This is a genomic window from Streptomyces montanus (genome assembly GCF_005786655.1).
In the GTDB taxonomy this organism is placed as follows: domain Bacteria; phylum Actinomycetota; class Actinomycetes; order Streptomycetales; family Streptomycetaceae; genus Streptomyces; species Streptomyces sporangiiformans.
Map to the genome: position 1 here is coordinate 1 of NZ_VBZC01000059.1, position 25,891 is coordinate 25,891.

Annotated in this window: 25 protein-coding genes and 1 pseudogene; 17 read left to right on the forward strand and 9 right to left on the reverse strand. The window is 69.1% G+C overall.

The genetic code is table 11. From position 1 onward, the window contains the following. Both FE633_RS48880 and FE633_RS37060 read right to left on the reverse strand, forming a co-directional pair. Positions 1–161 (reverse strand): annotated as a pseudogene (locus tag FE633_RS48880) (ABC transporter); the annotation flags it as partial. 217 nt (positions 162–378) lie between these two features. Beyond that, a complete protein-coding gene (locus FE633_RS37060; protein ID WP_138049553.1) occupies positions 379–1,023 on the reverse strand; it encodes an FMN-binding negative transcriptional regulator in 645 nt (214 codons plus the stop codon). Positions 1,024–1,219: 196 nt separating this feature from the next. Here FE633_RS37060 and FE633_RS37065 point away from each other — a divergent pair, with 196 nt between their 5' ends. The 7 genes from FE633_RS37065 (at position 1,220) to FE633_RS37095 (ending at position 8,092) form a co-directional block, all read left to right on the forward strand. After that, complete coding sequence (locus tag FE633_RS37065; RefSeq protein ID WP_138049554.1) at positions 1,220–2,458, forward strand: arginine deiminase; 1,239 nt, start codon at positions 1,220–1,222, stop codon at positions 2,456–2,458. Positions 2,459–2,582: 124 nt separating this feature from the next. After that, positions 2,583–3,419 (forward strand): dimethylargininase, encoded by an 837-nt coding sequence (ddaH, locus tag FE633_RS37070; protein ID WP_342791247.1) that lies wholly within the window; start codon positions 2,583–2,585, stop codon positions 3,417–3,419. A 106-nt stretch (positions 3,420–3,525) separates the two neighbouring features. Then, positions 3,526–4,890 carry a lysine N(6)-hydroxylase/L-ornithine N(5)-oxygenase family protein gene (locus FE633_RS37075; RefSeq protein WP_138049555.1) on the forward strand — a complete coding sequence of 455 codons (1,365 nt, stop codon included), beginning with the start codon at positions 3,526–3,528 and terminating at the stop codon, positions 4,888–4,890. A 287-nt stretch (positions 4,891–5,177) separates the two neighbouring features. Then, positions 5,178–5,393, forward strand: coding sequence for a hypothetical protein (locus FE633_RS37080; RefSeq protein ID WP_138049556.1), 216 nt, complete (start codon positions 5,178–5,180; stop codon positions 5,391–5,393). A gap of 184 nt (positions 5,394–5,577) precedes the next feature. After that, positions 5,578–5,913, forward strand: a complete 336-nt coding sequence (locus FE633_RS37085; RefSeq protein WP_138049557.1) for an acyl carrier protein — start codon at positions 5,578–5,580, stop codon at positions 5,911–5,913. 163 nt (positions 5,914–6,076) lie between these two features. Further along, positions 6,077–6,808 (forward strand): response regulator transcription factor, encoded by a 732-nt coding sequence (locus tag FE633_RS37090; protein WP_138049558.1) that lies wholly within the window; start codon positions 6,077–6,079, stop codon positions 6,806–6,808. A 513-nt stretch (positions 6,809–7,321) separates the two neighbouring features. Then, positions 7,322–8,092 (forward strand): LmbU family transcriptional regulator, encoded by a 771-nt coding sequence (locus FE633_RS37095; protein WP_171060282.1) that lies wholly within the window; start codon positions 7,322–7,324, stop codon positions 8,090–8,092. A 378-nt stretch (positions 8,093–8,470) separates the two neighbouring features. Here FE633_RS37095 and FE633_RS37100 read toward each other — a convergent pair whose 3' ends face one another. Both FE633_RS37100 and FE633_RS37105 read right to left on the reverse strand, forming a co-directional pair. After that, the gene (locus FE633_RS37100; RefSeq protein ID WP_138049559.1) at positions 8,471–9,181 is read right to left on the reverse strand and encodes an alpha/beta hydrolase; all 711 of its coding nucleotides are present in this window, start codon (positions 9,179–9,181) and stop codon (positions 8,471–8,473) included. Positions 9,182–9,290: 109 nt separating this feature from the next. Next, on the reverse strand, positions 9,291–10,745 hold the full coding sequence (locus tag FE633_RS37105) for an NAD(P)/FAD-dependent oxidoreductase (protein ID WP_138049560.1): 1,455 nt from the start codon (positions 10,743–10,745) through the stop codon (positions 9,291–9,293). A 95-nt stretch (positions 10,746–10,840) separates the two neighbouring features. Between FE633_RS37105 and FE633_RS37110 the strand changes: the two genes are divergently transcribed. Both FE633_RS37110 and FE633_RS37115 read left to right on the forward strand, forming a co-directional pair. Beyond that, positions 10,841–11,725, forward strand: coding sequence for an aminoglycoside phosphotransferase family protein (locus FE633_RS37110; protein ID WP_138049561.1), 885 nt, complete (start codon positions 10,841–10,843; stop codon positions 11,723–11,725). Between the two features lie 77 nt (positions 11,726–11,802). Next, positions 11,803–12,321, forward strand: coding sequence for a GNAT family N-acetyltransferase (locus FE633_RS37115; protein ID WP_138049562.1), 519 nt, complete (start codon positions 11,803–11,805; stop codon positions 12,319–12,321). 182 nt (positions 12,322–12,503) lie between these two features. Here the strand turns inward: FE633_RS37115 and FE633_RS37120 are convergent, their stop codons facing one another. Next, the gene (locus FE633_RS37120; protein WP_138049563.1) at positions 12,504–13,484 is read right to left on the reverse strand and encodes a zinc-binding dehydrogenase; all 981 of its coding nucleotides are present in this window, start codon (positions 13,482–13,484) and stop codon (positions 12,504–12,506) included. A 59-nt stretch (positions 13,485–13,543) separates the two neighbouring features. Continuing rightward, the gene (locus tag FE633_RS37125; protein ID WP_138049564.1) at positions 13,544–14,719 is read right to left on the reverse strand and encodes an NAD(P)-binding protein; all 1,176 of its coding nucleotides are present in this window, start codon (positions 14,717–14,719) and stop codon (positions 13,544–13,546) included. Positions 14,720–14,854: 135 nt separating this feature from the next. Here FE633_RS37125 and FE633_RS37130 point away from each other — a divergent pair, with 135 nt between their 5' ends. After that, complete coding sequence (locus FE633_RS37130; protein WP_171060283.1) at positions 14,855–15,562, forward strand: pentapeptide repeat-containing protein; 708 nt, start codon at positions 14,855–14,857, stop codon at positions 15,560–15,562. Positions 15,563–15,792: 230 nt separating this feature from the next. Here FE633_RS37130 and FE633_RS37135 read toward each other — a convergent pair whose 3' ends face one another. Beyond that, a complete protein-coding gene (locus FE633_RS37135) occupies positions 15,793–16,293 on the reverse strand; it encodes a hypothetical protein (RefSeq protein WP_138049565.1) in 501 nt (166 codons plus the stop codon). Positions 16,294–16,333: 40 nt separating this feature from the next. Here FE633_RS37135 and FE633_RS37140 point away from each other — a divergent pair, with 40 nt between their 5' ends. The 4 genes from FE633_RS37140 to FE633_RS37155 all read left to right on the forward strand — a co-directional run bounded on the left by FE633_RS37140 (position 16,334) and on the right by FE633_RS37155 (position 20,388). Continuing rightward, positions 16,334–17,752 (forward strand): M1 family metallopeptidase, encoded by a 1,419-nt coding sequence (locus FE633_RS37140; protein WP_138049566.1) that lies wholly within the window; start codon positions 16,334–16,336, stop codon positions 17,750–17,752. Positions 17,753–17,933: 181 nt separating this feature from the next. Next, positions 17,934–19,289, forward strand: coding sequence for a phosphatase PAP2 family protein (locus tag FE633_RS37145; RefSeq protein WP_138049567.1), 1,356 nt, complete (start codon positions 17,934–17,936; stop codon positions 19,287–19,289). 60 nt (positions 19,290–19,349) lie between these two features. Beyond that, positions 19,350–19,799 carry a pyridoxamine 5'-phosphate oxidase family protein gene (locus tag FE633_RS37150; RefSeq protein WP_138049568.1) on the forward strand — a complete coding sequence of 150 codons (450 nt, stop codon included), beginning with the start codon at positions 19,350–19,352 and terminating at the stop codon, positions 19,797–19,799. A 61-nt stretch (positions 19,800–19,860) separates the two neighbouring features. Further along, positions 19,861–20,388, forward strand: coding sequence for a DinB family protein (locus FE633_RS37155; protein ID WP_138049569.1), 528 nt, complete (start codon positions 19,861–19,863; stop codon positions 20,386–20,388). A gap of 266 nt (positions 20,389–20,654) precedes the next feature. Here FE633_RS37155 and FE633_RS37160 read toward each other — a convergent pair whose 3' ends face one another. After that, positions 20,655–21,230 carry a TerD family protein gene (locus FE633_RS37160; protein ID WP_138049570.1) on the reverse strand — a complete coding sequence of 192 codons (576 nt, stop codon included), beginning with the start codon at positions 21,228–21,230 and terminating at the stop codon, positions 20,655–20,657. Between the two features lie 202 nt (positions 21,231–21,432). On the opposite strand from FE633_RS37160, the gene arfB reads away from it, so the two are divergent. Then, a complete protein-coding gene (gene arfB, locus FE633_RS37165; RefSeq protein ID WP_138049571.1) occupies positions 21,433–21,861 on the forward strand; it encodes an alternative ribosome rescue aminoacyl-tRNA hydrolase ArfB in 429 nt (142 codons plus the stop codon). Positions 21,862–21,956: 95 nt separating this feature from the next. Here arfB and FE633_RS37170 read toward each other — a convergent pair whose 3' ends face one another. After that, a complete protein-coding gene (locus FE633_RS37170) occupies positions 21,957–22,532 on the reverse strand; it encodes a flavin reductase family protein (RefSeq protein WP_246114006.1) in 576 nt (191 codons plus the stop codon). 516 nt (positions 22,533–23,048) lie between these two features. On the opposite strand from FE633_RS37170, the gene cdgB reads away from it, so the two are divergent. Both cdgB and FE633_RS37180 read left to right on the forward strand, forming a co-directional pair. Then, positions 23,049–24,764, forward strand: a complete 1,716-nt coding sequence (gene cdgB / locus FE633_RS37175; RefSeq protein ID WP_138049572.1) for a diguanylate cyclase CdgB — start codon at positions 23,049–23,051, stop codon at positions 24,762–24,764. A gap of 118 nt (positions 24,765–24,882) precedes the next feature. Next, on the forward strand, positions 24,883–25,851 hold the full coding sequence (locus FE633_RS37180; protein ID WP_138049573.1) for a carbohydrate-binding protein: 969 nt from the start codon (positions 24,883–24,885) through the stop codon (positions 25,849–25,851). Positions 25,852–25,891: the final 40 nt, after the last annotated feature.

Consider the following 25,891-nt stretch of genomic DNA (forward strand, 5'->3'; position numbering starts at 1 on the left):
GCCCCGTTCGGACCCAGCAGCGAGAACACCGAGCCCTGCGGGATCTGAAGATCCACCCCGTCCAGCACCCGCTGCTCCCCATACGCCTTCACCAGCCCCACAGCACTGATCGCCGCAGCCGTTCCGGATGTCCGGGAGTCACTGGCCTGGTAGGCCGACATGGCATTCCTCCTTGCAGAAATGGGTGTGTGCATCAGGTCGAATTACGGAGAAGGGACATCGCGGCGTCCGGCTGACGGTGCGATCCGCTTCTCTTGACGCTGCGCCGGGAAACCCTGCGCAGGCCGGCCGCGAGAATTCTGGCCGCGGCCAGGGACGTACTGCGGAATCCCAAGTCGTGCATCAGGGAAACCTGCTGCGATACGCGCATGGCCCGGCTCATGACAGCCGGCTCATCAGTGAGGCGGTCGCCTGGTGGCGGCCGCAGGGGCGCTCGCTGAACGACTGCCGGACGCGGTCCCTGACTTCGGGCGCCTGCTCCTGGCTGAGCTTGAACATGCCGTCCGCACCGGAGACGGTGAAGCGGAATCCGCCCACGCCCGGCAGGAGCCTGCGGAAGTAGGAAAGGGACTCGGTCATGTCCCAGCCGGTGCCGAATGCGGCCTCGAAGGCGCGCACGGTGGACGTCACCGCGTCCAGCGTCTCCTCGGGCGACTCGATCTTCTCGATCGTGCCGCGTGCGTGCACCGAGGTGAAGTTCCACGTCGGGGCGGCCGGCGTCAACTGGTAGACCGTCGGCGAGACATAGGCATGCGGTCCCGTGAAGGTCAGCAGCGCCACGTCGCCCGGCTTCAGGGCGTCCCAGTGCGGGTTCGCCCGGTTCATGTGCCCGAGCAGGACGGCTCCCGACAGGTCGCCGGACCACTCGCCCGCCGACTCCGGGTCGGGGATCACGGGGAGGTGCGTGGCGAACGGGCTCTCGGCCCAGCCGCCGTTGCTCACCAGCAGCGCCAGCGGGTTGTTGCGGATCACGTCGGCCATCCAGGAACCGTCCGGTTCTCGGTAGGGCGGGGGAACGAACATCGGGGACCGCTCCTTTCGGGTACGGCTCGAGCTGCGGCTTGTGCTGTCTGCCGAGAAAGCTAGCCACGTGTCTTTTCGACTCGTTATTGATCGGGCTTCGCTTTGGCCGAAAAGAGTTCGATAACGAAAAGGAAACCGGGCCCCATAACTTCGATGGACGAGTAGTCACTGCACAGGGTCGAAGTCAGGAGAAAACATGTTCCATGTGAATTCTGAGGTCGGTGCGCTGAAACAAGTCATCCTGCACGAACCCGGCTTGGACCTCGAGCGGTTGACTCCCGGCAACAAGGACGAGCTGCTTTTCGACGACGTCGTGTGGGTGTCCAGGGCGCGCGAGGAGCACCAGGCCTTCCAACAGCTCTTGCGCGACCGGGGAGTCACGGTCCATCTCCTGCGCGATCTGCTCGCCGAGACGGTCAAGGGAGAGGAGGCGGTGGGTTTCGTACTCGACCGCATCCTGGACGACCGGCAGCCCCATCTGGGCGCCGCCCTCGGCCGGATCACCGAGCGGGTACTGACCGCGATGGGCCCGGACGAGCTGGCCACCCACCTGCTCGGCGGCCTGAACAAGCGCGAGCTCGTCGAGGCGCTGGGTGAGCGTCCCCACGGCGGCCGTTCCCTCGGGCTCGACCTGCTGGCGGACGACGACTTCATCCTCCCGCCGCTGCCCAACTCCCTCTTCACCCGCGACACCAGCTGCTGGGTCTACGACGGTGTCTCGGTCAACCCGATGATGAAGGCCGGACGCAAGCGCGAGACCGTCAACTACGAGGCGATCTACAACTTCCACCCGATGTTCGCGGAGGGCGGCGGGGCGCACCGCTGGATCGACGGCGAGGCGATGGCGCCGGCCTCGATCGAGGGCGGCGACGTGGAGGTGATCGGCAACGGCACCGTCGTCGTCGGCCTCGGCGAGCGCACCACTCCCGCCGGCGTGGAGATCCTGGCCCGCTGTCTCTTCCAGGCCGGTTCCGCCCGGCGCGTGATCGCCGTGGAACTGCCCAAGGCCCGCGCCCTGATGCACCTCGACACCGTGATGACCATGGTGGACAGGGACGCCTTCACCCTCTTCGCCGGCCTCGACCGTCGCGCGCTGAGGTCCTGGACGCTGACCCCGGGCACCGGCCAGGTCCCCGATGTCACCGAGAACAAGGACTTCTTCGCCGAGATCGGCGCGGCGCTCGGTCTGGACACGGTCCGCGTCCTGCAGACCGAGCAGGACTCGTACCGCTCCGAGCGCGAGCAGTGGAACGACGGCTGCAACCTCCTGGCCGTGGCTCCCGGCAGCGTCATCGCCTACGAGGTCAACGAGAACAGCAACCGGATGCTCGAGGAGAACGGCATCGAGGTGCTGCGGATCAGGGGCGACCAGCTCGGCCGGGGCCGCGGCGGTCCCCGCTGCATGAGCTGCCCCGTCGAGCGCGACGCCGCATGAGCCGCCTCATCGAGGGTGACGCCCTGTCCATGAGTCTGCCCACGGTCGGCGGCCGGCGCGGAGGAGCGGTCGCACCAACGGCACGGCACAACCCGAGCTACACCGACTGAGAGGAAGAGTTGCCTTGTTCCAGTCCACGGCCGTTCGTGAGGCCACACCCCGTCACTATCTGATGTGCCGTCCGACGTACTTCGACGTCACCTATGCGATCAACCCCTGGATGAACCCCGACAAGCCGGTGGACGCCGCTCTCGCGGCGGAGCAGTGGGACGAACTGCGCCGGCTGTACCTGGAGTACGGACATACCGTCGATCTCATCGACCCCGTCGAGGGTTTGCCGGACATGGTCTTCGCCGCCAACGGCGCGACCGTCGTGGACGACCGCGTACTGGTCGCCCGGTTCCGCCACGCGGAGCGCGCCGCGGAGGCCCCGGCCTACCAGGAGTGGTTCACGTCCCGGGGCTACCCGGAGGTCCACCCGGCCGAGTACGTCAACGAGGCCGAGGGCGACTACATGGTGGTGGGCCGGACCATCCTGGCGGGCACCGGCTTCCGTACCGACCCCCGCGCCCACGCCGAGCTGGAGCGGGCCCTCGGCCGCCCGGTGATCACCCTCAACCTCGTCGACCCGCGCTACTACCACCTGGACACGGCGCTCGCCGTGCTCTCCGACACCGAGGTCATGTACTACCCGGGGGCCTTCTCCCCGGAGAGCCTCGCCATCCTGCGCGAGCTCCACCCCGACGCGATCCTCGTCGACGAGGCGGACGCGGAGGCCTTCGGCCTCAACGCGGTCTCCGACGGTCTCAGGGTGTTCCTGCCCGACACCGCGACGGGACTGGCCCGGCAGCTGCGCGACCGCGGGTTCGAGCCCGTCGGCGTGGACCTGTCCGAACTGCTCAAGGCGGGCGGCAGCGTGAAGTGCTGCACGTTGGAGATCCGCCACCGGGCCGCGGCCTGACCCGGCACACCCGTCCCACACCGTCCCACGCCGTCCTACCCGGCACCGCGGCGTCGCGGACGCCAAGCCCTGTCAAAGTCACAGCTCCGCAAGCGGGAGAGTAACCATGAGTGCTCGCGAAAACGACACCTACGACGTGGTCGGCATCGGATTCGGCCCGTCCAATCTGTCGCTGGCCATCTCTTTGGAAGAGCATCACGCCAACGTCCTGACCGACCCGATCACCGCCGCTTTCTTCGAGCGTCAGCCGTCGTTCGGCTGGCACCGCAACATGCTGCTGCCGTCGGCGACCATGCAGATCTCCTTCCTGAAGGACCTGGTCACCTTCCGCAACCCGGTGTCGCGGTTCGGCTTCGTGCCGTTCCTGCACGCCCAGGGCCGGCTCGCCCAGTTCGTCAACAGGAAGGAGTTCTTCCCGACCCGGCAGGAGTTCCACCAGTACCTGGAGTGGGCGGCGGCCGGCATGTCCAACGTCGTCTCCTACAACTCGGCCGTCACCGCGATACGCGGCCCGCGAGAACGCGCCCACACGTCTCCAGACTCTCTGCGCCTGGAGATCCGCGACACCGCCGGCGGCGGCTCGCGGTGGGTCAGCGCCCGGAACGTCGTCATCTCGACGGGGCTCGAGCCGCGCATGCCGGACGGCGTGGTGCGGGACGAACGGGTCTGGCACAGCTCGGAGTTCCTCGACAAGTTCGGCAGGGCCGACCACGGGGAGCTGAAGAGCGTCGCGGTCGTCGGCGCCGGCCAGAGCGCGGCCGAGATCACCAAGTTCTTCTACGAGAAGCTCCCGCACGCCCAGGTACACGCGATCCTGCCGTCGTACGGGTACTCCGTCGCGGACGACACCCCCTTCGCCAACCAGGTGTTCGACGCCGACGCGGTCGACGACTACTACTTCGGAGACGAGCCGGCGCGGGACGCCTTCTGGCGCTACCACCGCAACACCAACTACGGGGTGGTGGACGACGCGGACATCAGGCACCTCTACCAGATCGCCTACGACGAGGACCTGACCGGCGTCAAGCGGCTGCACTTCCGCAATCTGACGAAGGTTCAGTCCGTGGTGCGCGACGGGCACGGGACGCGGGTACTGCTGAAGTCGGCGCACCACGCCGCCGAGCCGCCGCTGCTCGACGTGGACGCGATCGTCTTCGCCACCGGCTACGACACCATGGACCCGACCCGTCTGCTCGGCGACCTCGACCGCTACTGCCTGCGCGACGAGTCGGGGCGCCACCGGGTGACACGTGACTACAGGCTCGTCACCACGCCGGAACTGACCTGCGGCATCTATCTCCAGGGAGGTACGGAGCACACGCACGGACTGACGTCGTCCCTGCTGTCGAACATCGCCATACGCAGCGGTGAGATCGCCGACTCCATCGTCCAGCGGCGCGCGGAACGCGACCTGGTGCCGGCCGCGGCCGGAGTCCTCCAGGCCCTCGAAGCCGTGGAAAAGCCGCTCTGACTTCTGAGCCGACGTACTTGGCGCATATGACCGTAGGCCCTCGGGAAATACCCTGAGGGCCTACGGTCATGCCCGGCGGGAAAAGGATAGTTGTACGTTGAATTCTGGGACCGTTCGCGGACGGTTCTCGGGCCGTATACCCGGGCCGCATTCTCGGGTCGCATTCTCGGGCCGTCCGCTCTATCGGAGGATTTCCTCCATGGTGCGCATGCCTGCCGCGGCGTAAATTCATTACTCCCACTTGTGTGAGTGGGGCCCGGACCGGGGCCCCGGAGGGAGGCGGCACGATGGAATCCATGGCTGGTGCGGTGATCGCGAGTTCGGTGATGCTGAGTACGACGACGCTCGTCGCCACGGGGCTGCTCTGGGCCTCGGCGGGGACGCGGGAGCGGCGTACGGCCGCCGAGCGTTCCACGGTGCACCAGCAGGAGCTGCGCACCGAACTGACCGAGCTCAGCCGGCGGGTCGGAGCCCTGCAGCGGCTCCTGGAGGGCGTGGACTGACGCGTTCACGAGCCGGAACAAGAAGCCGGAAAGCGGAGGGAAAGCAGCCGGAAAGCATACGGAAAGCAGCCGGAACTCGGGCGATATTCCGTCGATAAGGCTGTTCCATAGCCTCTACCTGTATGAAGACGTGATGCCGGACCGGCTCACGGTGGAGTGAATACCCCAGGTGGAGGCGACGTACATGACCGGCGAAGAGAACCTCGAGGACTCCGGCCGACCCGTGACCGACAGCGAGCGCAAGCTGGCCGCCCTGTGGGCCGACGTGCTCGGCGTTCCCGTCGAGCGCATCCGACGCACCGACAATTTCTTCGAGATCGGCGGTACGTCGAGGGCCGCGGCCCGTCTGGTGATCGCGCTGGAGCGTCGCCTGACCATCGGCGAGTTCGCGCGGACTCCCTCCCTGACTCATCTGGCGGACCTGCTGGACCAGCGGCTCACGGTCTCCGGGGCCGCGGCCGTCGGGGTCTCCGGGGGCGCGGCTGTCCGGGTCTCCGGGGTCGCGGCTGTCGGTGGTTGAGATGCGTATCGCTGTGGGAGCGCCGTATGAGCGGGCGCCGAGGCCGTGCCTGGCCGGCTGCCCGCACCCGCGACGGGCCGGTTCGCCGAATCCGCCCCTCGCACCGTGGAACCGGACGGGTGGCGCCGATCCGTCCAGGCCCTGGCCGAGGAAGTGATCCGCCATGCGTCTAGTCATCGCCGAAGGCTCCGCGATCCTGCGGGCAGGCCTGGCACACGTGCTCGGCGACCGAGGCCACCAGCTGGCCGCGGCCGTCCATGACGCCAGGGTGCTGCCCGCCCTGGTCGCCACGCACCGTCCGGACATCCTCGTCGCCAACGTACGGCTGGCGCCGAGCTGGACCGACGAGGGGGTGGCGGCGGCACTCGACGCCCGCCGCCGGCACCCCGGCATCGGCGTCCTGCTGTTCTCCGCGACACCCGAACCGCAGCATGTCGCCCGCCTGTTCTCGGGGGACGGCGCCGGTCTCGGGTACCTCGTCCAGGACCGTATGACCGACGCCGACGAGCTGATGGACACGCTCACCCGGATCGCGGTGGGCGGCACGGTCGTCGACCCGCGCATGGTCGGAGCCCTGGCCGCCGGCACCGCGAACCGACGCGGCGACGCTCGCGCCGCCGGGCTCGACGCGCTCAGCGAACGGGAGTTGGAGGTTCTCTCGCTCATGGCGCAGGGCCGCACCAACGGCGCGATCGCCGAGCGGCTCATCGTCTCCCAGGGAACGGTGGAGAAGCGGGTGGCGGCGGTCTTCGACAAGCTGGACATCCCCGGCAGCCCCAGTGACAACCGTCGAGTACTCGCCGTGCTGCGTTATCTGACAGATCAGCAGGCGTTGACGGTCCCTCTCAGCATCCGGGAGGAGCCGCGGCGACGGATTCTGAATCGCGTGGCCTGACGCTTATGTTGATCCCTCCCGGGAGTGGGGCCCAGGGCCCGGAGCTTTCCCCCTGGCGCCGGTACCACCTTGAGTAATATGGGGTGTCGGCAGCGGGCCGGGCGAGGCCGGCGGCCGAAGGGGACGGGGTATCGATTGCTCCGTGCGCGTGCTCGCGTATGGCGTCAATCGTCGAGGGACAGAGCGGAATCCAAAGCTCCTCGTGATGTGAGTCCAACCTGATCGACAATTCGAGCGCCGGAAGCTTCGTTCATGCCGGTGCTCGGGTGTTCTGCGCGCTTGTGATCTCGGGACCGCGGGGCCGGGGAATGTCCCATTGTTCAGAACCTGCACATGATCTTGACAATGTAACGACCCGGCTGCTTTCCTCGATTTCAACGGGAGTGCAAAAAGCAATAAATCGACCGCGTACCAAAACTGACCGAGACGGGGGTCATGTACGTGATCTTAGCCAATGGTGTCGATGGCGGAACGGATGGCGGAACGAGGGAGCCTCCACCGACCCCACCGCGGATGGCGAGGATTATTCCGCAGCGCGGCGGCGCACGAAATGGCAACCCGAGGGCCGACCAGGTGCTGACCACGAGGGTGGGACTGCAGCTGCCGGACGTGCTCACCTTCGAGGAATGGGAGCGGGCGGGACGCCAATTGGCGGGCGTCCTGGATTCGTCCTCGTGGTGGCTGGGTGACTGGCTGACCTATGGAAAAGACCATTACTCCGACCGGTATCAGCAGGGCATACAGACCGCCGGCCTGCGCTACCAGACGCTGCGCAACTACGCATGGGTGGCCCGCCGGTTCGACGTGGGCAGGCGACGCGCGCGGCTGACCTTCCAGCACCACGCCGAGGTGGCCTCTCTGCCGGTCGCGGAGCAGGACGAATGGCTCAGCCGGGCCGAGGAACTGTCGTGGACGACGAAGCAGCTCCGCAGTGCCCTGCGGGAGGCCAGAGGCGGAGGAGGCGCGAAGTCCGAGAGTGCCGCCGCCGTCCGCCAACTGGCAGTCCCGCGCGACCGGTTCGAGCGGTGGCTCAAGGCTGCCGAGTGCAGCGGCGCAGACGTGGACGCATGGGTGCTCTCCACCCTCGACTCCGCCGCTGAGCTGGTCATCGAGAGCGCTGTCGAGAGCCCTGTCGAAGGCGTTGTCGAGGGCGCTGTCAAGGGCGCCGACGAGCGTGCTGTCAGGGGTGCCGACGAGGGGACCGCCCTCGCCGAACCACCGGCTGCCGTGCCCCCGTTGGCGCGCGCCGAGCCCGACCGCGAAGCCATGCCCGCCATTGGGTGAGCCATGGGATGGAATGGCGCCCGCGCGCCCCGACAGTAACGATCCGCCATGGTCAGCCAGTAACGCGTTCTCGGCCGGTTCATGCCACCGGTCCTTGGGGCCGACTGTCCTGTCAACAGGACAGTCGGCCCTTTTCATGGGAAACCTCAATGCGAAACTCTGCTGCGAGGCGCCCCGTTGATTCTCTCCGTGGCCAGGTGGATATCCGGCTGGTTTTCGGTGGCCCCCACCGGCGATTCACCGACGGTTGTCCGACGGTTGTCCCGCGATTTTCCGGCGGTTTTCCGGCAGTTTCCGGTGGTTGGCCGACGGGTCCTTGAGGTCCGCGTTGTCCGGTTCACCGGATACGTGTATTTGGCGACGTAGATTTCAGGCCAATCACTTTTGGGGCAGGCCCGCTGCTTCGGCGATGACGTGGGCCGTGCGGAGGCCCTCGCGGAAGGGTGATCCGGACTGGGCGGGGCGGCAGCGGCCCAGTTCGAGGACGTACTCGGCCATGACCGCGCCCGCGTGGTCGGTGCCGAGTTCGGTGAGCGGGGCCTGGCGGCCGTGGGAGGCGAGGACCGACTGGAACGCGTGAGCGTTCTCGAAGGCGCAGACCTTGTCGGCGGTGCCGTGGACCAGATGGATGGGGAGGGGCGGAGCGGTGGCGCAGACGTCCATGGGGGAGGGCAGGGCGAGGAGGGGTTCGGGCTGGTTGTAGCGGGCGGCGATACCGACAACGGCTGCGGGGCGCCAGCCTTCCGGGGGGTTCGGCTGCAGGGCGGTGGCCATGGCGGCGCGGCCGCCGAGGGACCAGCCGACGAGGACGATCCGGGCGGGGTCCCGCACGAAGTCCCAGGCGAAGCGGAGGGACGCCGCGAGGTGGGGGCGGCCGCCGTCGGGGGCGTCGGGACGCCAGTCGGGGACGAGGACGGTGGCGCCGAGGCGCGCGACGGCCGCGGCGAGACCGCCGAGGACATCGCGCTCGGCCGGACCACGGCCGTGCCAGAGGAGCACGGTGGGCGCGTCGGGGGCGGCCGCACCGTGAATGTCCAGGAGTTGGCCGTCGGACGTGTAGCGGACGGTGTCCAGTATTGCGGTGCTCATCGGTGTCCCCTTGTCCCCTGTCTCCATGTCCCCTGTTGCCCGCCGTCGCTGTCGCCGACGTCGCCGTCGCCGTTGTCGTCGGTCGGCGGTCCGCCGCGGTCCGCTGTTGTCAGCGGCCCGCGATGCGGTCGGCCACCCGTGCGAGGCGCGACGACTCGGCGGAGTGCGTCGTGCGTTCGCGGCGGTCGGCGGCTCGATACGTGGCGTACATGCCCTGTACCCCGATCCAGCGCAACGGCTCGGGTTCCCACCTGCGGACCTTGTGGTTGACCCAGGGGAGGCTGGTCAGCTCGGTCGCGCCCGACTGGCCGGAGTCCTGCTGGATCAGGTCGCGGAGGGTGCGGGCGGCGAGGTTCGTGGTGGCGACGCCGGAACCGACATAGCCGCCCGCCCAGCCGAGGCCGGTGGAGCGGTCGAGGGTGACGGTGGCGCACCAGTCGCGGGGGACGCCGAGGACGCCGGACCAGGCGTGGGTCACCTCGACGCCGGCGAGTTGCGGGAAGCAGCGGAGCAGGGTCGAGCGCAGCGCCTCGATCGTCGACGGCTGCGTACGGCCGTCGTTGTCGGTGCGGGAGCCGAAGCGGTACGGGACGCCGCGGCCGCCGAGGGCGATGCGGTCGTCGGCGGTGCGTTGGGCGTACATGTAGGCGTGGGCCATGTCGCCGAGGGTTTCGCGGCCTTCCCAGCCGATGGTGTCCCACTGCTCGGGCGTGAGCGGGGCGGTGGCGATCATCGACGAGTTCATCGGGAGCCAGGTGCGCTTGTGGCCCTTCAAGGAGGCGGTGAAGCCCTCGGTGCAGCGCAGGATGTAGGGCGCTCGGACCGTCCCGTATGGCGTGACCGCGTGCTTCGGTCTGATCTCGGTGACGGGGGTCGACTCATGGAGGGTGACGCCGAGTGCCTCGACGGTGGCAGCGAGTCCGCGCAGCAGTTTGACCGGGTGGAGGCGGGCGCCGTGCGGCGTCCAGGTGGAGCCGACGGCGTCGGCCACGCGGACGCGCTCGGCGGTCTCGCGGGCGCCGTACAGCTCGCGGTCCTTCTCCCCGTACGAGAGTTCCGTCGCGTGGAAGTCCTTGAGACGGGCCAACTGGGCGGGTGTGTACGCGACTTCGAGTACGCCGCCCTGGTGGATGTCCGCCTCGATGTGCTCTTCCGCCGCGGCCCTGATCACCTCGGTGACCGTCTCGTTCATGGCCTGCTGGAGGCGTACGGCGGCGTCGTGGCCGTGCACGCGCGCGTAGCGGTCGCGGCCCGCGATTCCGTTGTAGAGCCAGCCGCCGTTGCGTCCGGAGGCGCCGTAGCCGCAGAACTTCTGTTCCAGGACGGTGATGCGCAGGAAGGGGACCGCCTTCTTGAGGTAGTACGCGGTCCACAGGCCGGTGTAGCCCCCGCCGACGATGACGACATCGGCGCTCGCGTTCCCGGCGAGGGGCTCGCGGGGTGTGGGGGCGGCCTGTTGCGCGTGCCAGAGCGATATGCCGCCGTTGACGGTGCGGGACGCGCCGGTGGTGCTTCCTGCGCTGCCCGCGCTTTCCGTGCTGCCCGCGCTTTCCGTGCTGCTCATGCGCGGGACGTTAGCCTCTGCGGGCCGTGGGTGTCTCCACCGATACCGTGCTTGGTCGTGTGAACCGCTTCACGGCCGTGAGTAAGGTCGTATAGGTGATCGATGTTCCGGACGAGCTGGTGGCCTCGCAGCACGACTTGGGCGGCGAAGCGGGGCGGGCGTTCATCGCCGCGCTGCCCGAGCGGGTCGACCGGTTCCTGGAGCGCTGGGCACTTCGGGTGAACGGGCCCTCGATGCACGGGAAATGCGCGCTGGTGCTGCCGGTGGTGCGTGCCGACGGGAGCGAGGCCGTGCTCAAGCTCCAGCACCTGGACGAGGAGAACGTGGGTGAGCCCGTCGCGTTGCGCCTGTGGGGCGGCGACGGGGCCGTACGGCTGCTGGACGGCGACGACGCCACCGGCACGCTGCTGCTCGAACGGCTCGACGCGGCACGGATGCTGACGTACCTGCCGGACTCGCGGGAGGCGGTGCTCGTGATCGCGCGGCTGCTGGCGCGGCTGACGGCGGTGCCCGCGCCGGCGGGAATGCGACGGCTCGGGGACATCGCGGCGGGGATGCTGGGGCAGGTGCCGGGGGCGCTGCGACGGGTCGCCGACGCGGCGGACCGGCGGCTTCTGGAGGACTGCGCGGCGGCGCTCCGCGAGGTTGCCGACGAGCCCGGCGACCAATTGCTGCACTGGGACCTCCACTTCGACAACGTCCTCGGCTCGGACCGCGAGCCGTGGCTCGCCATCGATCCCAAACCCCTCGCGGGAGACCCGGGCTTCGAGCTGTTCCCCGCGCTGCACAACCGCTTCGAGGCGGACGAAATCCTCTGGCGTTTCGATGCCATGACGGACGTTCTGGGGCTCGACCGGGCGCGGGCGCGGGCCTGGACGCTGGGGCGTGTGCTGCAGAACGCACTGTGGGAGATCGAGTCCGGACGACCGCCCGCGGCGGACCACTTGGAGATCGGCCGGCGGGTGCGGGATTCCGGGTAACTGGTGGTTGGTAACCGGTGGTTGGTAACGGGTAATTGGTTGGTGCCCTGAATCTCACGTGAGTAGCGTCGCTGTCCGTGACCCCGACCTTGCGGACCGCGCGGCTGCTCCTGGACCCGTACACACCCGAAGACGAAGAGAGCTTCGTCGCTCTGTTCCAGGACACGAGGGTGTCCCGATGGATGGGCGACGGTCCTGCCACCGAGGCGCAGGACCGGGCCCTGTTCGGGCGGATCTTCACAAAGGTCTATGCCCAGGACCTCTTCAAGGTGTGGGCCGTGCGCCGGGACGGACGCCTGATCGGGCACGCCGAGATCAAACCGACCGAGACCGTCGGAGGCCACGAGATCGTCTACGCCCTGGCTCCCGCCGAGTGGGGAACCGGCCTGGGGACCGAGCTGGCCGAGAAAATCGTCGCCTACGGGTTCGACACGCTCGGGCTGACCGAGGTGCACGCCACGGTGGATTCGAGCAACCAGGCTTCACTCACCCTGCTGCGCAGGATCGGTTTCGAGCATGTCCGGGACATCGCGGAGGACGACGGCAGCGTCACGCGCGTACTGACGCGCGGCCCGGGAGCCTTCGGCCCCGGCTGAAATTTTTCAGCCGAGGCCGGCATCAAGCATCCCGTCCGGCGTTTGAGGACGAGGCTGTTCAGGCCGATAGCGGGGGTCTGGGGGCGCAGCCCCCAGGGATGATGGGGGTCCCCCCTGCTCGAGCGAAGCCGAGAGCTTGGGGGAGGGTAGGGGCGGCGGGGGCGAGGAAACCCACCCCCGGGTCAGGGCTCCAGGACCACCTTGCCGATCGTGCCGCGGGTCTCCAGGGCCCGGTGGGCGGCCGCGGCCGCGCGAAGCGGGAAGCGCTGGACGGCCGGCACGAGCCGCCCCGCCGCGGCCTCACCCAGCGCCCGAAGCTCCAGCGTACGTACGGGATTCGCCCCGCCCGCCTTCCGCATCATCACCGGCCCGAGCACCTGCTCCGACACACCCTCGACAAGCAGCGGAGCGCCGCCGCGCAGGCCCTCCCCCGACCAGCCGAACACGAGATGCCTGCCGCCCGGTCCGAGGAGACCGAGAGCGGTCCGGGCGACCTCACCCCCTACGCCGTCGAAGACGACCGTGGCGCTCCGCCCCCCGAGGAACCGCTTGACGCGATCCGGCCAGCTCGGCTCCATGTAGTCGACGGCGAGATCGGCCCCGTTCCTCTCGACGCGTGCCACCTTCTCCGGACCGCCCGCGAGACCGATCACGGTGGCGCCGGCGTGGCGCGCGTACTGCACGAGGAGGGTGCCGATGCCGCCCGCGGCCGCCGGGATCACGGCCACGGAGTCCGGGCCGAGCTCGGCGAACTGGAGGATCCTCATCGTCGTACGCCCCGTGCCGATCATCGCGACGGCCTGCGCGAAGTCCAGGTTCTCGGGGACCTCGTGGAGCCGGTCCACGTCCGTGACGGCGAGCTCGGCGTACCCGCCCGGGTGGAAGCCCAGATGCGCTACGACCCGCTTGCCGCGCCAGAGTTCGGCGACGCCCTCGCCGACGGACTCGACGGTGCCGGCGACCTCACGGCCCGGGACGGTGGGGAGGACCGGCGGCTCCGGGAGCGGGCCCTGAATGCCCTCCCGGAGCGCGGTGTCGAGGAGGTGAACCCCCGCCGCGACCACGGAGATACGGACCTGCCCCGGGCCCGGTTCGGGGTCCTCGACCCGCTCGTACGTGAGATTCTCGGCCGGGCCGAAGGCGTGCAGACGGATGGCGTGCATGGGAGGCTCCTCGATCGGCCGTCGGTGTAGGTGCGCCGTGGTGGAGTCAGCCTCATACCTCAAGCATGCTTGAGGTCAAGTCCGGCCCTGCCCCGGATGTCGAACGCGAGGGACACGGCCTCCAGAGCGCTGTTGAAGGACACCTCGGAGAGCACGCCGGGCGCCGCGACCTGGTCGCCCGCGAGGTAGACGCCACCGCCGCGGTTGACGGCCGGCCGGTCGCGCCAGCTGGTGCCGGGGAGGTCCACGGCCCCCGTGCGGCCGACCGCGAGCGCCTCGCGGCGCCAGGTCACGCGGTCGCGCCAGCCCGCGAAGGCGAGGTCGAGGAGTTCCTCGGCGCGGGCGATGCCGACGGCCCGCGCGTCGTCCGGTGCGATCGGGATCTGCCCCTGGACGAGCTGCTCGCCGGCCGGCGCGAGCGTACGGTCCTGGGCGGTGAACCGCTCGATCCAGCCGGCCGCGTCGAGGTCGGACACGGCGAACGCGTCGCCCCGACGGGTGCGTACGGCCAGATCGATCAGTACCGTACGGCCGCTCGTCCAGGTCAGAGAGTCGTCGCGGAGGAGGCGGCGGGCGGCGTCGAGCGAGGTGGCGACGATGACGGGGCCGTCCTTGGTCTCAGGGAGGGTGTCGACGCGGGAGAGGGTCTCCATGCGCACGCCCAGGTTCCAGGCGCGGGCCGCCATCCGGTCGATGACCGAGGCCCAGCCGCCGCGCGGGTAGGCCGCCTCCGGCGGCAGCTTCGTGGCGCGCCGCAGCCGCTCCTGCACGAAGGCCGCCGAGAGCGCGCCCGGGTCGTGATGGAAGAGGGCGACGGCGGAGTAGTACGCCGCCGCGTTCGCGCCCTCTTCTCCCACGAGACCGGTGGCCCAGGTCCTGAAGTCGGTGTCCACGGGCGCCTGTTCGGGCGTACGGCGCAGGAGTTTGAGCATCGCGAACGGCGGGGTGCGGCGCAGCGCGTCCTTGTGGCGCAGGCGTATCCGGGCCGCTTCCAGGGGTGGGATCGGGGCGAGTTCGCCGATCAGGTCGCGCTGCCTGAGCCAGGTCCAGTGCGGGCCTCCCTTGTAGAGGGCGTGCGGACCTTCGTTCGTCTTGTACGGGCCCTCCGCGGTGCGGGCGCGGCCGCCGAGGGTGTGGTGGGCTTCGTACACGGTGACCTTGGCGCCCGCCTCGGCGGCGGTGATGGCCGCGGTGAGTCCGGCGAAGCCGCCGCCGACGACGGTGATGCGGTGCATGGCTGGGGGCTCCCTCTGCTCCGGTGGCTTTGTATGTACGACACGTGGACGGCCTCGGAATGTGACATCGAGGGCTGGTGAATGTCGTTCTTGCTGGTCAGGGGGATTGTCAGTGGCGGGATGCACTATGGGGCCATGGTGCGAAAAGGAGCGGCCGATGCGGGGCGGACGGCGCGGGCCCAGGCGGGGGTGAAGGGGGCGCGGCGGCCCGAGGTGCGGCTGCCGCCGCTGGTGGCGTACGAGGGCGGTGAGCTGGAGCCGGACGGGGATTACGACGGGCTGGAGTTCCGTGAGGCGGCCTTCGTGGCGCAGGACGGCGGGGGCGCCCGTTTCATGGACTGCGCGCTGACGGGGTGCGCGCTGGACGAGACGCGGCTGCATCGTGCGCGGCTGCTGGACTCCGTCCTCACGGGCATACGGGGTGTCGGCACCGATCTGGGCGAGGCGACCCTGCGTGACGTGGAGGTGGTGGACGCGCGGCTGGGCGGCGTGCAGTTGCACGGCTCCGTACTGGAGCGGGTGGTGATCCGCGGCGGAAAGATCGACTACCTGAACCTGCGCAAGGCCAGGCTCAAGGACGTCGTCTTCGAGGGATGCGTCCTGGTCGAACCGGACTTCGGGGGTGCGCGCCTGGAGCGGGTGGAGTTCGTGGACTGTGTGCTGAAGGGGGCGGACTTCAACGCGGTGACCCTGGTGGATGTGGACCTGAGAGCGGCGGCGGAGGTGGACATCGCCCGGGGAGTGGACCGACTGGCGGGTGCGGTGATCAGCCCGGCTCAACTGCTGGACTTGGCACCGGTGCTGGCGGCGGCGATGGGGGTGAGGGTGGAGGCGCTCGAATAGGGCACAGCGGAGTAAGGAGCTCTCGAGCAGGGACTTGCTGAGCACGGGCCGGCACAATCAGCCTGTCCGGCGTTTGGGGACGGGGCCGTTGAGGCCGATAGGCCGCCGCCCACCCGCGCTTTACCCCCCCCCCCCCCCCCCCCCCCCCCGCCCGCCGGGGGCCCCCCCCCGAGGCCGTTCAGGCCGATGCTGGGGTCTGGGGGCGGAGCCCTCGGGGGGTCGGCGCCAGCTCAGGGCACCCTGGGAAAGCGGGCCTCCAGCGTCCAGATCACCGGATTCTCGCGGAGCGCCTCGTGCAGATCGACGAGGTCGGCGATCACGTCGTGCAGGAAGTCCCGGGCCTCCCGGCGCAGTTCGGCATGGGCGAAGGTCAGCGGCGGCTCATCCGGCGGCAGCCACTCCGCCTCGATGTCGACCCAGCCGAAGCGGCGCTCGAAGAGCATGCGGTCGGTGGACTCGGTGAAGTCCAGCTCGGCGTGCTGGGGGCGGGCGGCGCGGCTGCCGAGCGGGTCCTGGTCGAGCCGCTCGACGATGTCGCACAGCGCCCACGCGAAGTCGAGCACCGGCACCCATCCCCAGGCTGTGGACAGCTCGCGGTCCGCCTTCGTGTCGGCGAGATACACGTCCCCGCAGAACAGGTCGTGCCGCAGCGCGTGCACGTCCGCCCGGCGGTAGTCGGTCTGCGGGGGGTCCGGGAAGCGCAAGGAGAGGGCGTAGCCGATGTCGAGCACGTAGGTGATGGTGTCATGGGGGCCTCATAGGATCGAAGCCATGTCCCGGTCCGCGCCCCTTGTCCCGCTCGTCCTCCTTCTCGCCCTCACCCTCACCCTGGCCCTCGCCCTCACCGCGTGCGGCGGCGGTGCGCGGACGACCGGAGCCGAAGGTGCGGGAGACCCGTACTTCCCGAAGTCGGGCAACGGCGGATACGACGTCACGCACTACGACCTCACCCTTGCCTACGACCCCGCCTCGCGTCGCCTGACGGGAAAGGCGGAGATCGAGGCGCGCGCCGAGCAGGACCTCAGCGCGTTCCACCTCGACCTGGAGGGACTGAAGGTCGAATCCGTGGACGTGGACGGCAGGTCCGCCGGGTTCAGCCGTGACGGCCAGGAGCTGACCGTCCGGCCGCGCGACGTCCTCGACGAGGACACGGCCTTCCGCACGACCGTCCGCTACTCCGGTGTCCCGGAGACGATCACCGATCCGGACGGTTCGCGGGAGGGCTGGCTGAGGACGGCGGACGGCGCCCTCGCCCTCGGCGAGCCCACCGGCTCGATGGCCTGGTTCCCCGGCAACCACCACCCGAGCGACAAAGCCGCGTACGACATCACGGTCAGCGTGCCCGAGGGCCTGAAGGCGGTGTCCAACGGCGAGTTGCGGCGCGAGGAGACGAAGCGGGGACGTACCACCTTCGCCTGGCACATGGCGGATCCGATGGCGACGTACGCGGCGACGGTCGCGATCGGCGACTACGACACGCGCCGCTCCAAGACCGCGGACGGTCTCCCGGTGTACGTGGCCGTCGACCCCGACCAGTCCAGGGCGAGCGCCAAGGTTCTCGGCCGTATCCCCGAGGTCATGGAGTGGGCGGAGTTGAACTTCGGCCGGTATCCCTTCTCCTCGACCGGGGCGATCGTCGACCGCGTGCACGACGCGGGCTACGCCCTGGAGACCCAGACGCGCCCCGTCTTCCCCGGCGCTCCCGACACTGAACTCCTCGTCCACGAACTGGCGCACCAGTGGTACGGCAACTCCGTCACCCCCAAGACCTGGCGTGACATGTGGCTGAGCGAAGGCTTCGCGACCTACGCGGAGTGGCTCTGGCGGGAGGACCACGGCGGCGACACGGCCCAGGACACCTTCGACGCGCTGTACGAGGGCGACTACTACGAGACCGCGTCGGACAACGAGGCGGTGTGGGCCTTCCCGCCCGCCGAGCCCCCGGACGCCGCACGCATCTCCGACAGCCCTGTCTACGACCGCGGCGCCATGGTCATCCACAAGATCCGCGAGACCGTCGGCGACGACACGTTCTACGACATCATCCAGGGCTGGGCGGCCGCCCACCGCCACGGCAACGCGGACACCGACGACTTCACGACGTACGTGGAGAAGGCGGCGCCGGACGAGGACTTCAGCGAGATCTGGGACGACTGGCTGTACGGCGACGGCAGACCGAGCAGTCCCTGAGGGACAGCCGCGAGCGCGACCAGCGAAACCCCCGCACTGCTCCGATAACATGATCGGCTCATGACGAGCGCCCTCATCGGTCGTCCTTCAGTAGAAAACCATGCTATCTAGCACGAAAAGTGATCAATTTTACTAACAACTAACAAATCGGCCAAAAGAATTGATACCTATAGCATCGCGGTTGTTTTCGCGAACAAGCTGCAGAACTACGTTCGCCGCGTGGCGTCAGCCACGGGCGATACTGTGGGCCACGGCGGGTGTGGCGGCCCTCGGGTTCCTCATCACGCTGGAGATCGCCGCGCGTCGCTACGGCCTGCCGGGGCCGATCACCAACCAGGCACGAGAGTTGATATTCGCCCCCCAGTCGGGGTTCCTGTTGTACGCCAGTATGGCGTTGATGATGGTGGTGCTCACCTGGCGGCAACGGTTCATCGCGGCTGCTGCCGCGATCGGCATCGACGTCGCCTTCGTGCTGGTGCGGTGGGCGGCCGACGCCAAGACGACCGACGGCCACCCCTTCGGCAACGGCGCGTTGTGGGTGATTCTGGGCTGTGCGGTCATCGCCGTCACGCGCCGCACAGGCCAGGAACGTGTCCTGCTGCTGAAGGGCGTCGGGCTGGGCCTGCTGCTGGTGGCCGGCCGTAAGACTGGCGATACCTGGCTACTCATCACGGCCAAGACCCGCCCGGTGGTGCTCGACCAGTACGTGGCAACCGCCGATCACGCGCTGGGTGACCCGTCGTGGCTGGCAGGCCGGATTGTCACGGCCACCGGCCCGATCGGCGCCCATGTTCTCGACTTCGTCTACATACAGCTTGCGGTGGCCGCGGCCATCGTCGCGCTGTACCAGCTGCGCAACGTGGCGGTCGAGCGCCGCTTCCCGGGCCATCATCTGGTGCGAACCTTTCTGGTCATAGGCCTCCTCGGGCCGGGCATCTACATGATCTTCCCGGTGGTCGGACCGATCTTCACCTACGGCACCGGAGCCTTCGGCACCGGCGGCGGGCACTGGGCGCTGGCCAACCTGTGGCCGGACACGCTGCCGCCGATCAATACCCCGCAGCCGATGTCATACGACGAGGTCACCCCTCGCAACTGCATGCCCAGCCTGCACACGGCGTGGGCCACCGCGATCTTCATTCATTCCCGCAAAGGCCCACGGATTCTGCGATTCGCAGGCGCGTTCTGGCTGATTGCCACGCTCAGCGCGACGCTGGGATTCGGCTACCACTACGGCGTGGATCTCATTGCCGGCGTGGTGTTCGCGCTCACGATCGAGGAAGCGCTGCGCTCGCACGAACGTGGCTGGGACCGGTCAGGAATCCAGCGGGTCACCTACGGCGCCACGGTCTTCGCTGTGCTCTTGGTGTCCTATCGCTATCTGCCGATGGAGATGGCCAGACATCCGTGGGTGTTTGGACCACTTCTCATTCTGGCGATGATCTCAGTGGTCCACGGCTACGTGCGCACCACCAAGCTCTGGGACTTGAAGGCCGCACCAGCGCAGCAACCGGAACCGCAACCCGAGCTGGTTTGAGTCACGTTGAGGCTCGGGACCTAGGTCTGAGGTCGGTGTGCAGGAGGCATGAGGCGTCGGATGATTGATGTTGTGACATCTCAGCGTTTCGATGTGGACGAGTTCCTTCAGCAGCCGCTCACGGCTCGGATGGCGACGAACGGGCCGACCGTGCGTCCTGTCTGGTTCCTCTGGGAGTCCGGAGCGTTCTGGGTCCTGACAGGTCCGTGGGCTCGGTTGTTCGACCGCGTGAAAGAAGATCCGAGCGTCGCGCTTGTGGTGGACGAATGCGATCTCGCGACGGGGCGTGTTCGTCAGGTGATCGCCCGGGGGCGTGCGGAACTCGTGCCTTTCGACGTGGAAAGGGGGCGGCGCAAGCTTGTCCGCTACCTAGGGACGGACGAATCCCTGTGGGATGCGCGCTTCGTGCACTATCTGCACGACGATCCGGGTGAACGAGGCACGATGTGGCTGCGTTTGGTGCCGACTTCGCTGACGGCAAAGGATCTGAGCTATTCCGTGACTTCGTGACGGGGCAGTCATCACGGATAACCGGTTTCCGGGCGGAGTGACGGTGTGCCAGGGTCGGCCGATGGATGAATCCCGACGTGAGCTGCTGCGCTGGCAGTTCGAGCTGACCTGGTCGCTTTTCGAGTACCACCTGGAGCGGCTGGAGCCCGAGGACTTCCTGTGGGAACCGGCGCCGCACTGCTGGACGGTGCGTCAGGACGCCGGCGGGACGTGGGTGCCGGACTGGGCGGAGACCGAGCCCGAGCCCGTCCCGGTCCCCACGATCGGCTGGGTGAGCTGGCACATCGGCTGGTGGTGGAGTGTGACCATCGACCACGCACGGGGACGAACGCCTCGGGAGCGGACCGAGATCACCTGGCCGGGCGACGGGCGTGCGGCCGTCGAGTGGCTGCGCGGCCTGCGCGGGGACTGGCTGGCGGTCCTGGACGGGCTCACCGACGCCGACCTGGAGGCCACGGCCCCGTTCCCCTGGCAGAACGACCCCGAGCACACCGTCGCCCACATGGTCGCCTGGGTGAACTCGGAACTGATGAAGAACGCCGCCGAGATCGGCCAACTCCGCCTCCTGCGCGCCGCGTCCGCGGGTTGAACGGGTTGAACGGGTTGAACGGGTTGGTGCGGGAGCGCGGCCACGCCCCGCGCCTCGCCGACACCGAACAAGCTCGCCCCGAAACCCTGAAACCCCGAAACCCCGCGCCAGGGCGCGGGGTCTCGTCATGCTGGAGATCTCGCCTCAGCGAGCCGCAAACACTCACCGCACCGGGCCGTCAGGCACGCGTAGAACTCGCCCCGCGGCCGCCCGGCCAGGGAGCTCTGCCTGGCCGGGCGGCCGGTGACGTGTGTCGCGGGTGGGCGTCAGACGTTGACGCCGAAGTCCTGCGCGATGCCCACCAGGCCGGACGCGTAGCCCTGGCCCACGGCGCGGAACTTCCACTCCGCGCCATTGCGGTACAGCTCGCCGAAGACCATGGCCGTTTCGGTGGCGGCGTCCTCCGACAGGTCGTAGCGGGCGATCTCCGTGCCGCCGGCCTGGTTCACGATGCGGATGTAGGCGTTGCGGACCTGGCCGAAGTTCTGGGAGCGGGTCTCGGCGTCGTAGATGGAAACCGGGAAGACGATCTTGTCGACGTCGGCGGGGAGGCCGGCCAGGTTGACGTTGATCGCCTCGTCGTCGCCCGCGCCCTCGCCCGTGCGGTTGTCGCCGGTGTGGACGATGGTCTGGTCGGGGGTCTGCTTGTTGTTGAAGAAGACGAAGTGACCGTCCGAGTAGACCTTGCCCTGCGTGTTGACCGCGATGGCCGAGGCATCCAGGTCGAAGTCGGTACCCGTGGTGGTCCGGACGTCCCAGCCGAGGCCCACGGTGACGGCGGTCAGGCCCGGAGCCTCCTTGGTGAGCGAGACGTTGCCACCCTTGGACAGGCTTACAGCCATTGTTGGGAGTCCTTCCCTCGTTGACATACGTACGACGGTGCGGAGCGTTGGGCTTCGTACTGGGGACGAAGCTACCGTCACCCGTACCAACGCCGAGGAGGGTCCCTCGGGTTCCGTTGGTCTTTACTTTCTTTACCTGGAACCCAGAGGCACGGGCGAAAACGGGGTGACGCGGACCGGACAGGCGCGCGACCATGGAGCCATGTCCGGTCCCTACGTCATCCGCGGCTCCGTCTCGCTCCCCGAGGCCGAGCTCATGTGGCGTTTCTCGCGCTCCTCGGGGCCCGGCGGACAGCACGTCAACACCAGTGACTCGCAGGTCGAGCTCCGGTTCGACCTGGCGAAGACGGAGGCGCTGCCTCCGGTCTGGCGGGCCAGGGCCCTCGAGAGGCTCGCCGCGAAGCTCGTCGACGGCGTCGTCGTCGTCCGCGCCTCCGAGCACCGCTCCCAGTGGCGCAACCGCGAGACCGCGGCCGTACGGCTGGCCGCGCTGCTCGCCGAGGCCACCGCCCCGCCGCCCAAACCGCGCCGGCCCACCCGCATCCCCCGCGGCATCAACGAACGTCGCCTGCGGGAGAAGAAACAGCGGAGCGACACCAAGCGCGGACGCTCCGGCCGGGATTGGGGATAGGGCTCCCACAGCCGCCAGCCGCCAGCCGCCAGCCGCCAGCCGCTGGCCGGTAGTCTCCGACCGGCAGTCGCCAGCCGGCAAGACGTGTTCGCCCGCTACCCCAACTGCCGGTACCTGCCCCGGAAATACGCCAGCGGTCCGCCCTCCGCACTCGGCACCGCCGCCGTCAGCACCCGCGCGATGACCAGCGTGTGATCGCCGGCGGTCACACGCTGCTCCGTGCGGCACTCCAGGGTCGCCAGCGCGCCGCCCACCAGTGGTGCCCCGGAGACCTCTCCCCGTACGTACGGAATGTCGTCGAAGAGGAGGCGGTCGGAGATGCGGCCCTTCATGGCGAAGCGGCCCGCGATGTGACGCTGGCTCTCGGACAGGACGGAGACCGCCCACACGGGCTGCTCGGCGAGCAGGTCGTCCATGCGGGAGCCCTCGCGCAGGCTGACCAGGACCAGGGGCGGATCCAGGGACACGGACATGAAGGAGGTCGCCGTCATGCCCACGTCCTCGCCGCCCGGACCCTCGGGGTCCAGCGGGGGCTCGAACGCGGTCACCAGCACCACGCCCGCGGCCAGCCGGGACATGGCGGCGCGGAACTCGTCGTCACTCACCCCATCAGGATGCCTGTCAGGGGAGGGAGTCAGGGGCACGGGTGGGGCAGGGGGAGTCGTCGGCACGGGAAAACGCTAGTCTCCTCGCCTCGGTCGGCACATCGGACCAGCGCCCGAGCCGGGTCCTAGGACCCGCGTAGGACCCACGGAGAACCCACGGAGAACCCACAGAGAACCCATAGAGGCCCCATAGAGGACCCATAGGATCCAACGCCGTATGGAGGGGTGCAGGTGATCTTTTTCACTGTGCGGGAGAGACCATCATTGTGCAGACACGACCACGCATACTCCACATATATGCGCTCAGTAAACGCACTGTGAAAACACAGAAACTCTCCACAGTTGCCCACGTTGAGCTGTGACTTGAGTCACAGGAGCCATATTTTGTTGACCCTGTGTACCGAGTGGGCAGCGCGCTGTGATTCAGTGGCGGGGACGCTGCAATCGATAGGCGATCAGCGGACGGTCAGTAGTCGACCAGTATGCGACCAGTAGGCGATCAGTACAGACGAGTGCAGACGAATCAAGACGACGAGCCTGGATAACTCTGGAGTTGCTGTCGAGGTCTCGGGGAGAGCGAGCATGGAGACCGAGTCGGAGCCGTACGTCCGTCTTGCGACCCTGCGGCAGCTGCATCAGGTCATGGCGGACATGAACACGGCGCGCAGCCTCGCCGACACCCTGCAGACGGTCGCCGACGGAGTCGTGACGGGCCTGGGCTACGAACTGGCCTGCGTCAATCTCGTACGCCCCGACGGGGATCTCGTCGTCGCCGCCCTCGCGGGCAACTCCGCGGCCGAGGCTCTCATCACCGGACGCGTCGGCTCCCGCGCCTCCTGGGAACGCCGGCTGACCATGGGCGAGGCATGGGGAGACCTGCGGTTCATACCCCACACCGAGGGCTGGGTCCTCGACGAGGACGACGTCCCGCAGTGGTACACCGACGGCCCCGCGCCCCGCTTCGAGGACGAGTGGCACCCCTCCGACCGCCTCTTCGCGCCCATGTACACGCCGGGCGTGCCGGGCGGCTCGTGCGGCGAACTGATCGGCGTCCTCTCCGTCGACCGGCCGCGCAACGGGCGGCGCCCGGGCGCGTGGGGGCGCGAGGCGCTGCAGATGTACGCGTTCCAGGCGGCCATCGCGATCAGCAACGCCCGGCTGCGCGCAAACATGCAGCGCGCGCTCGTCCGCCTGGAGAGGGAACAGCAGGCCCTGCGCGCCAGCGAGGAAAGCTTCCGTCAGGCCTTCGAGTACGCCCCGTCCGGCATGGCCATCGCCGAGATGGGCGGCGACCAGCACGGGCGGATCCTGCGGACGAACGACGCGCTGTGCCGGCTCCTCGGCCGCCCCGCCTCCGCGATGCGCCGCTACTCGTTCTCCGACCTGGTCCACCCCGAGGACATCGGCACACTGCTGCGTACGTCCGCCGAGGGCGGACGCGCCGAGCTCAGGCTCGGGCGCCGGGACGGGACGTACCTCTGGGTGTCGCTGCGCAACAGCGTGGTCGCGGACGCCACCGACGGGCCGCGCTTCCTGCTCACCCACGTCGAGGACATCGAGGAGCGCAAGCGACGCGAGCTCCAGCTCGCCCACCGCGCCTCGCACGACTCCCTCACCGGGCTGCCGAACTCCGCCGAGCTGCGCTCCCGGCTCTCCGCCCGTCTGTGCAGCCGCCCGCAGGCCGTGGCGCCGAGCGCGGTGGACACGCTGGACGCGGCCTACGGACAGCACAGCAAGAACGATGAGCACCGGGGGCAGAGCGGGCCGCCCGCGTTCGGCGCGAACGTGAACGCGAACGCGAAGGCGAACGCCTTCGACTTCCCGCCGGCGCCCGAGGCCTTCGGCGCGTACGACCACCATGTGCACACCGTCGCGCCGGACGGCGAGACGGACGACGGGACCAAGGGGCTCGCGGTCCTCTTCTGCGACCTGGACGGCTTCAAGTCGATCAACGACCGCTTCGGGCACAACGCGGGCGACGCGGTGTTGATCGAGGTGGCGCGACGGCTGAGCAGGGGCGTACGCGACGGGGACACGGTCGCGCGGCTCGGCGGCGACGAGTTCGTGGTGCTCGCCGACGGGCTCGGCCGGGCCGACGCGCAGGACCTCGCGGTGCGGCTGCGCAACGAGATCATCCAGCCGATACGGGTAGACGGCCGCGGGATGCGGGTCGGCGCGAGCTTCGGCATCGGATGGGCACATTGCGGCATGACCGCGGACGAAGTGTTGAAGTCAGCTGACGAACGGATGTACGTCGAGAAACGGTCTCGTCCCAAAACGCACCGGCGGGCGGGTTGAACCGCAGGTCAGCGGCATAGTGGGACGAAGAGCACACGTTTGGCCCAGTCCGAGCGGGTAGGCTCGCACTTCTACTCACGTACGCATCTGAACCGCACCTGTTGAGGAGTACCTAGGGATGACGCCCGGCAACAACGGCGCGAGCACGCCCGAGGACGACGACCCGTTCGGCTATCTGTACGCCGACGGACGGGACGCCGGAGCCACGCCGCCCAGCGGAGGCGGCGGCTACGGCTACCCCGGCTCGGTCAACCGGGTGCGGGCGGTCGGCGAGCGCCAGTACGGCCAGCAGGGCCAGCAGGCCCAGACCGCGCAGTACGCGCAGGCTCCGTACGGCCAGCAGCAGGCGCCGCAGCAGGGCTCGCAGGGCCAGCCCAACGCTCACTACCAGGCGCCCGAGACGTTCCCCGGCGGCGCGCCCACCACGCGCCAGTCGCTGCACGGCGGCGGTGGCGGCCGCCGTGGCCCCAACACCAAGGGCCTGCTGATCGGCGCGATCTCCGTCGTCGCCGTGGTCGTCATCGGCATCGGCGCGGCCATGATCGGCAGCGGCGACGAGGACAAGGGCACCGATGACGCGGGCTCCACGCCGTCGGCCGCCCAGAGCGTCGAGCCGAGCGAGACGGCGACGAAGCCGGCCGACGAAGAAAAGGCCGACCTGCCCACGATCGACGCGAAGGCGCTGAAGCTGGACGGCGGCGCGACGACGGCGTCGGACGTCAAGGGTGCCCAGTCGGCGGGCGGTACCTATGTGGCGGGCCTCAACACGCCCGGGGCCCAGGTCACCTGGACCGTCAACGGCATCCCGAAGGACGGCGTCTACACCCTCTTCGCCGGATACAGCGCCGCCGGCGAGGACGCCGAGATGACGCTCACCGTCAACGGCAAGCCGTTCGGCAGCAAGCTGAACCTGGGCAACTTCGCAGGCGCCCCGCAGGGTGACTTCGAGAAGGGCTGGACGGAGACCTACGCGTGGCCCAGCCTCAACAAGGGCACGAACACGATCTCGATCTCCTGCCAGGACGGCGACAAGTGCGATGTGCTGCTTGACCAGCTGTCGTTGAAGGAAGGCAAGGTCAAGAACTAGGGCCTGTCCGGCGGATCAGGGTCGGATAGGCCCTAGGGCC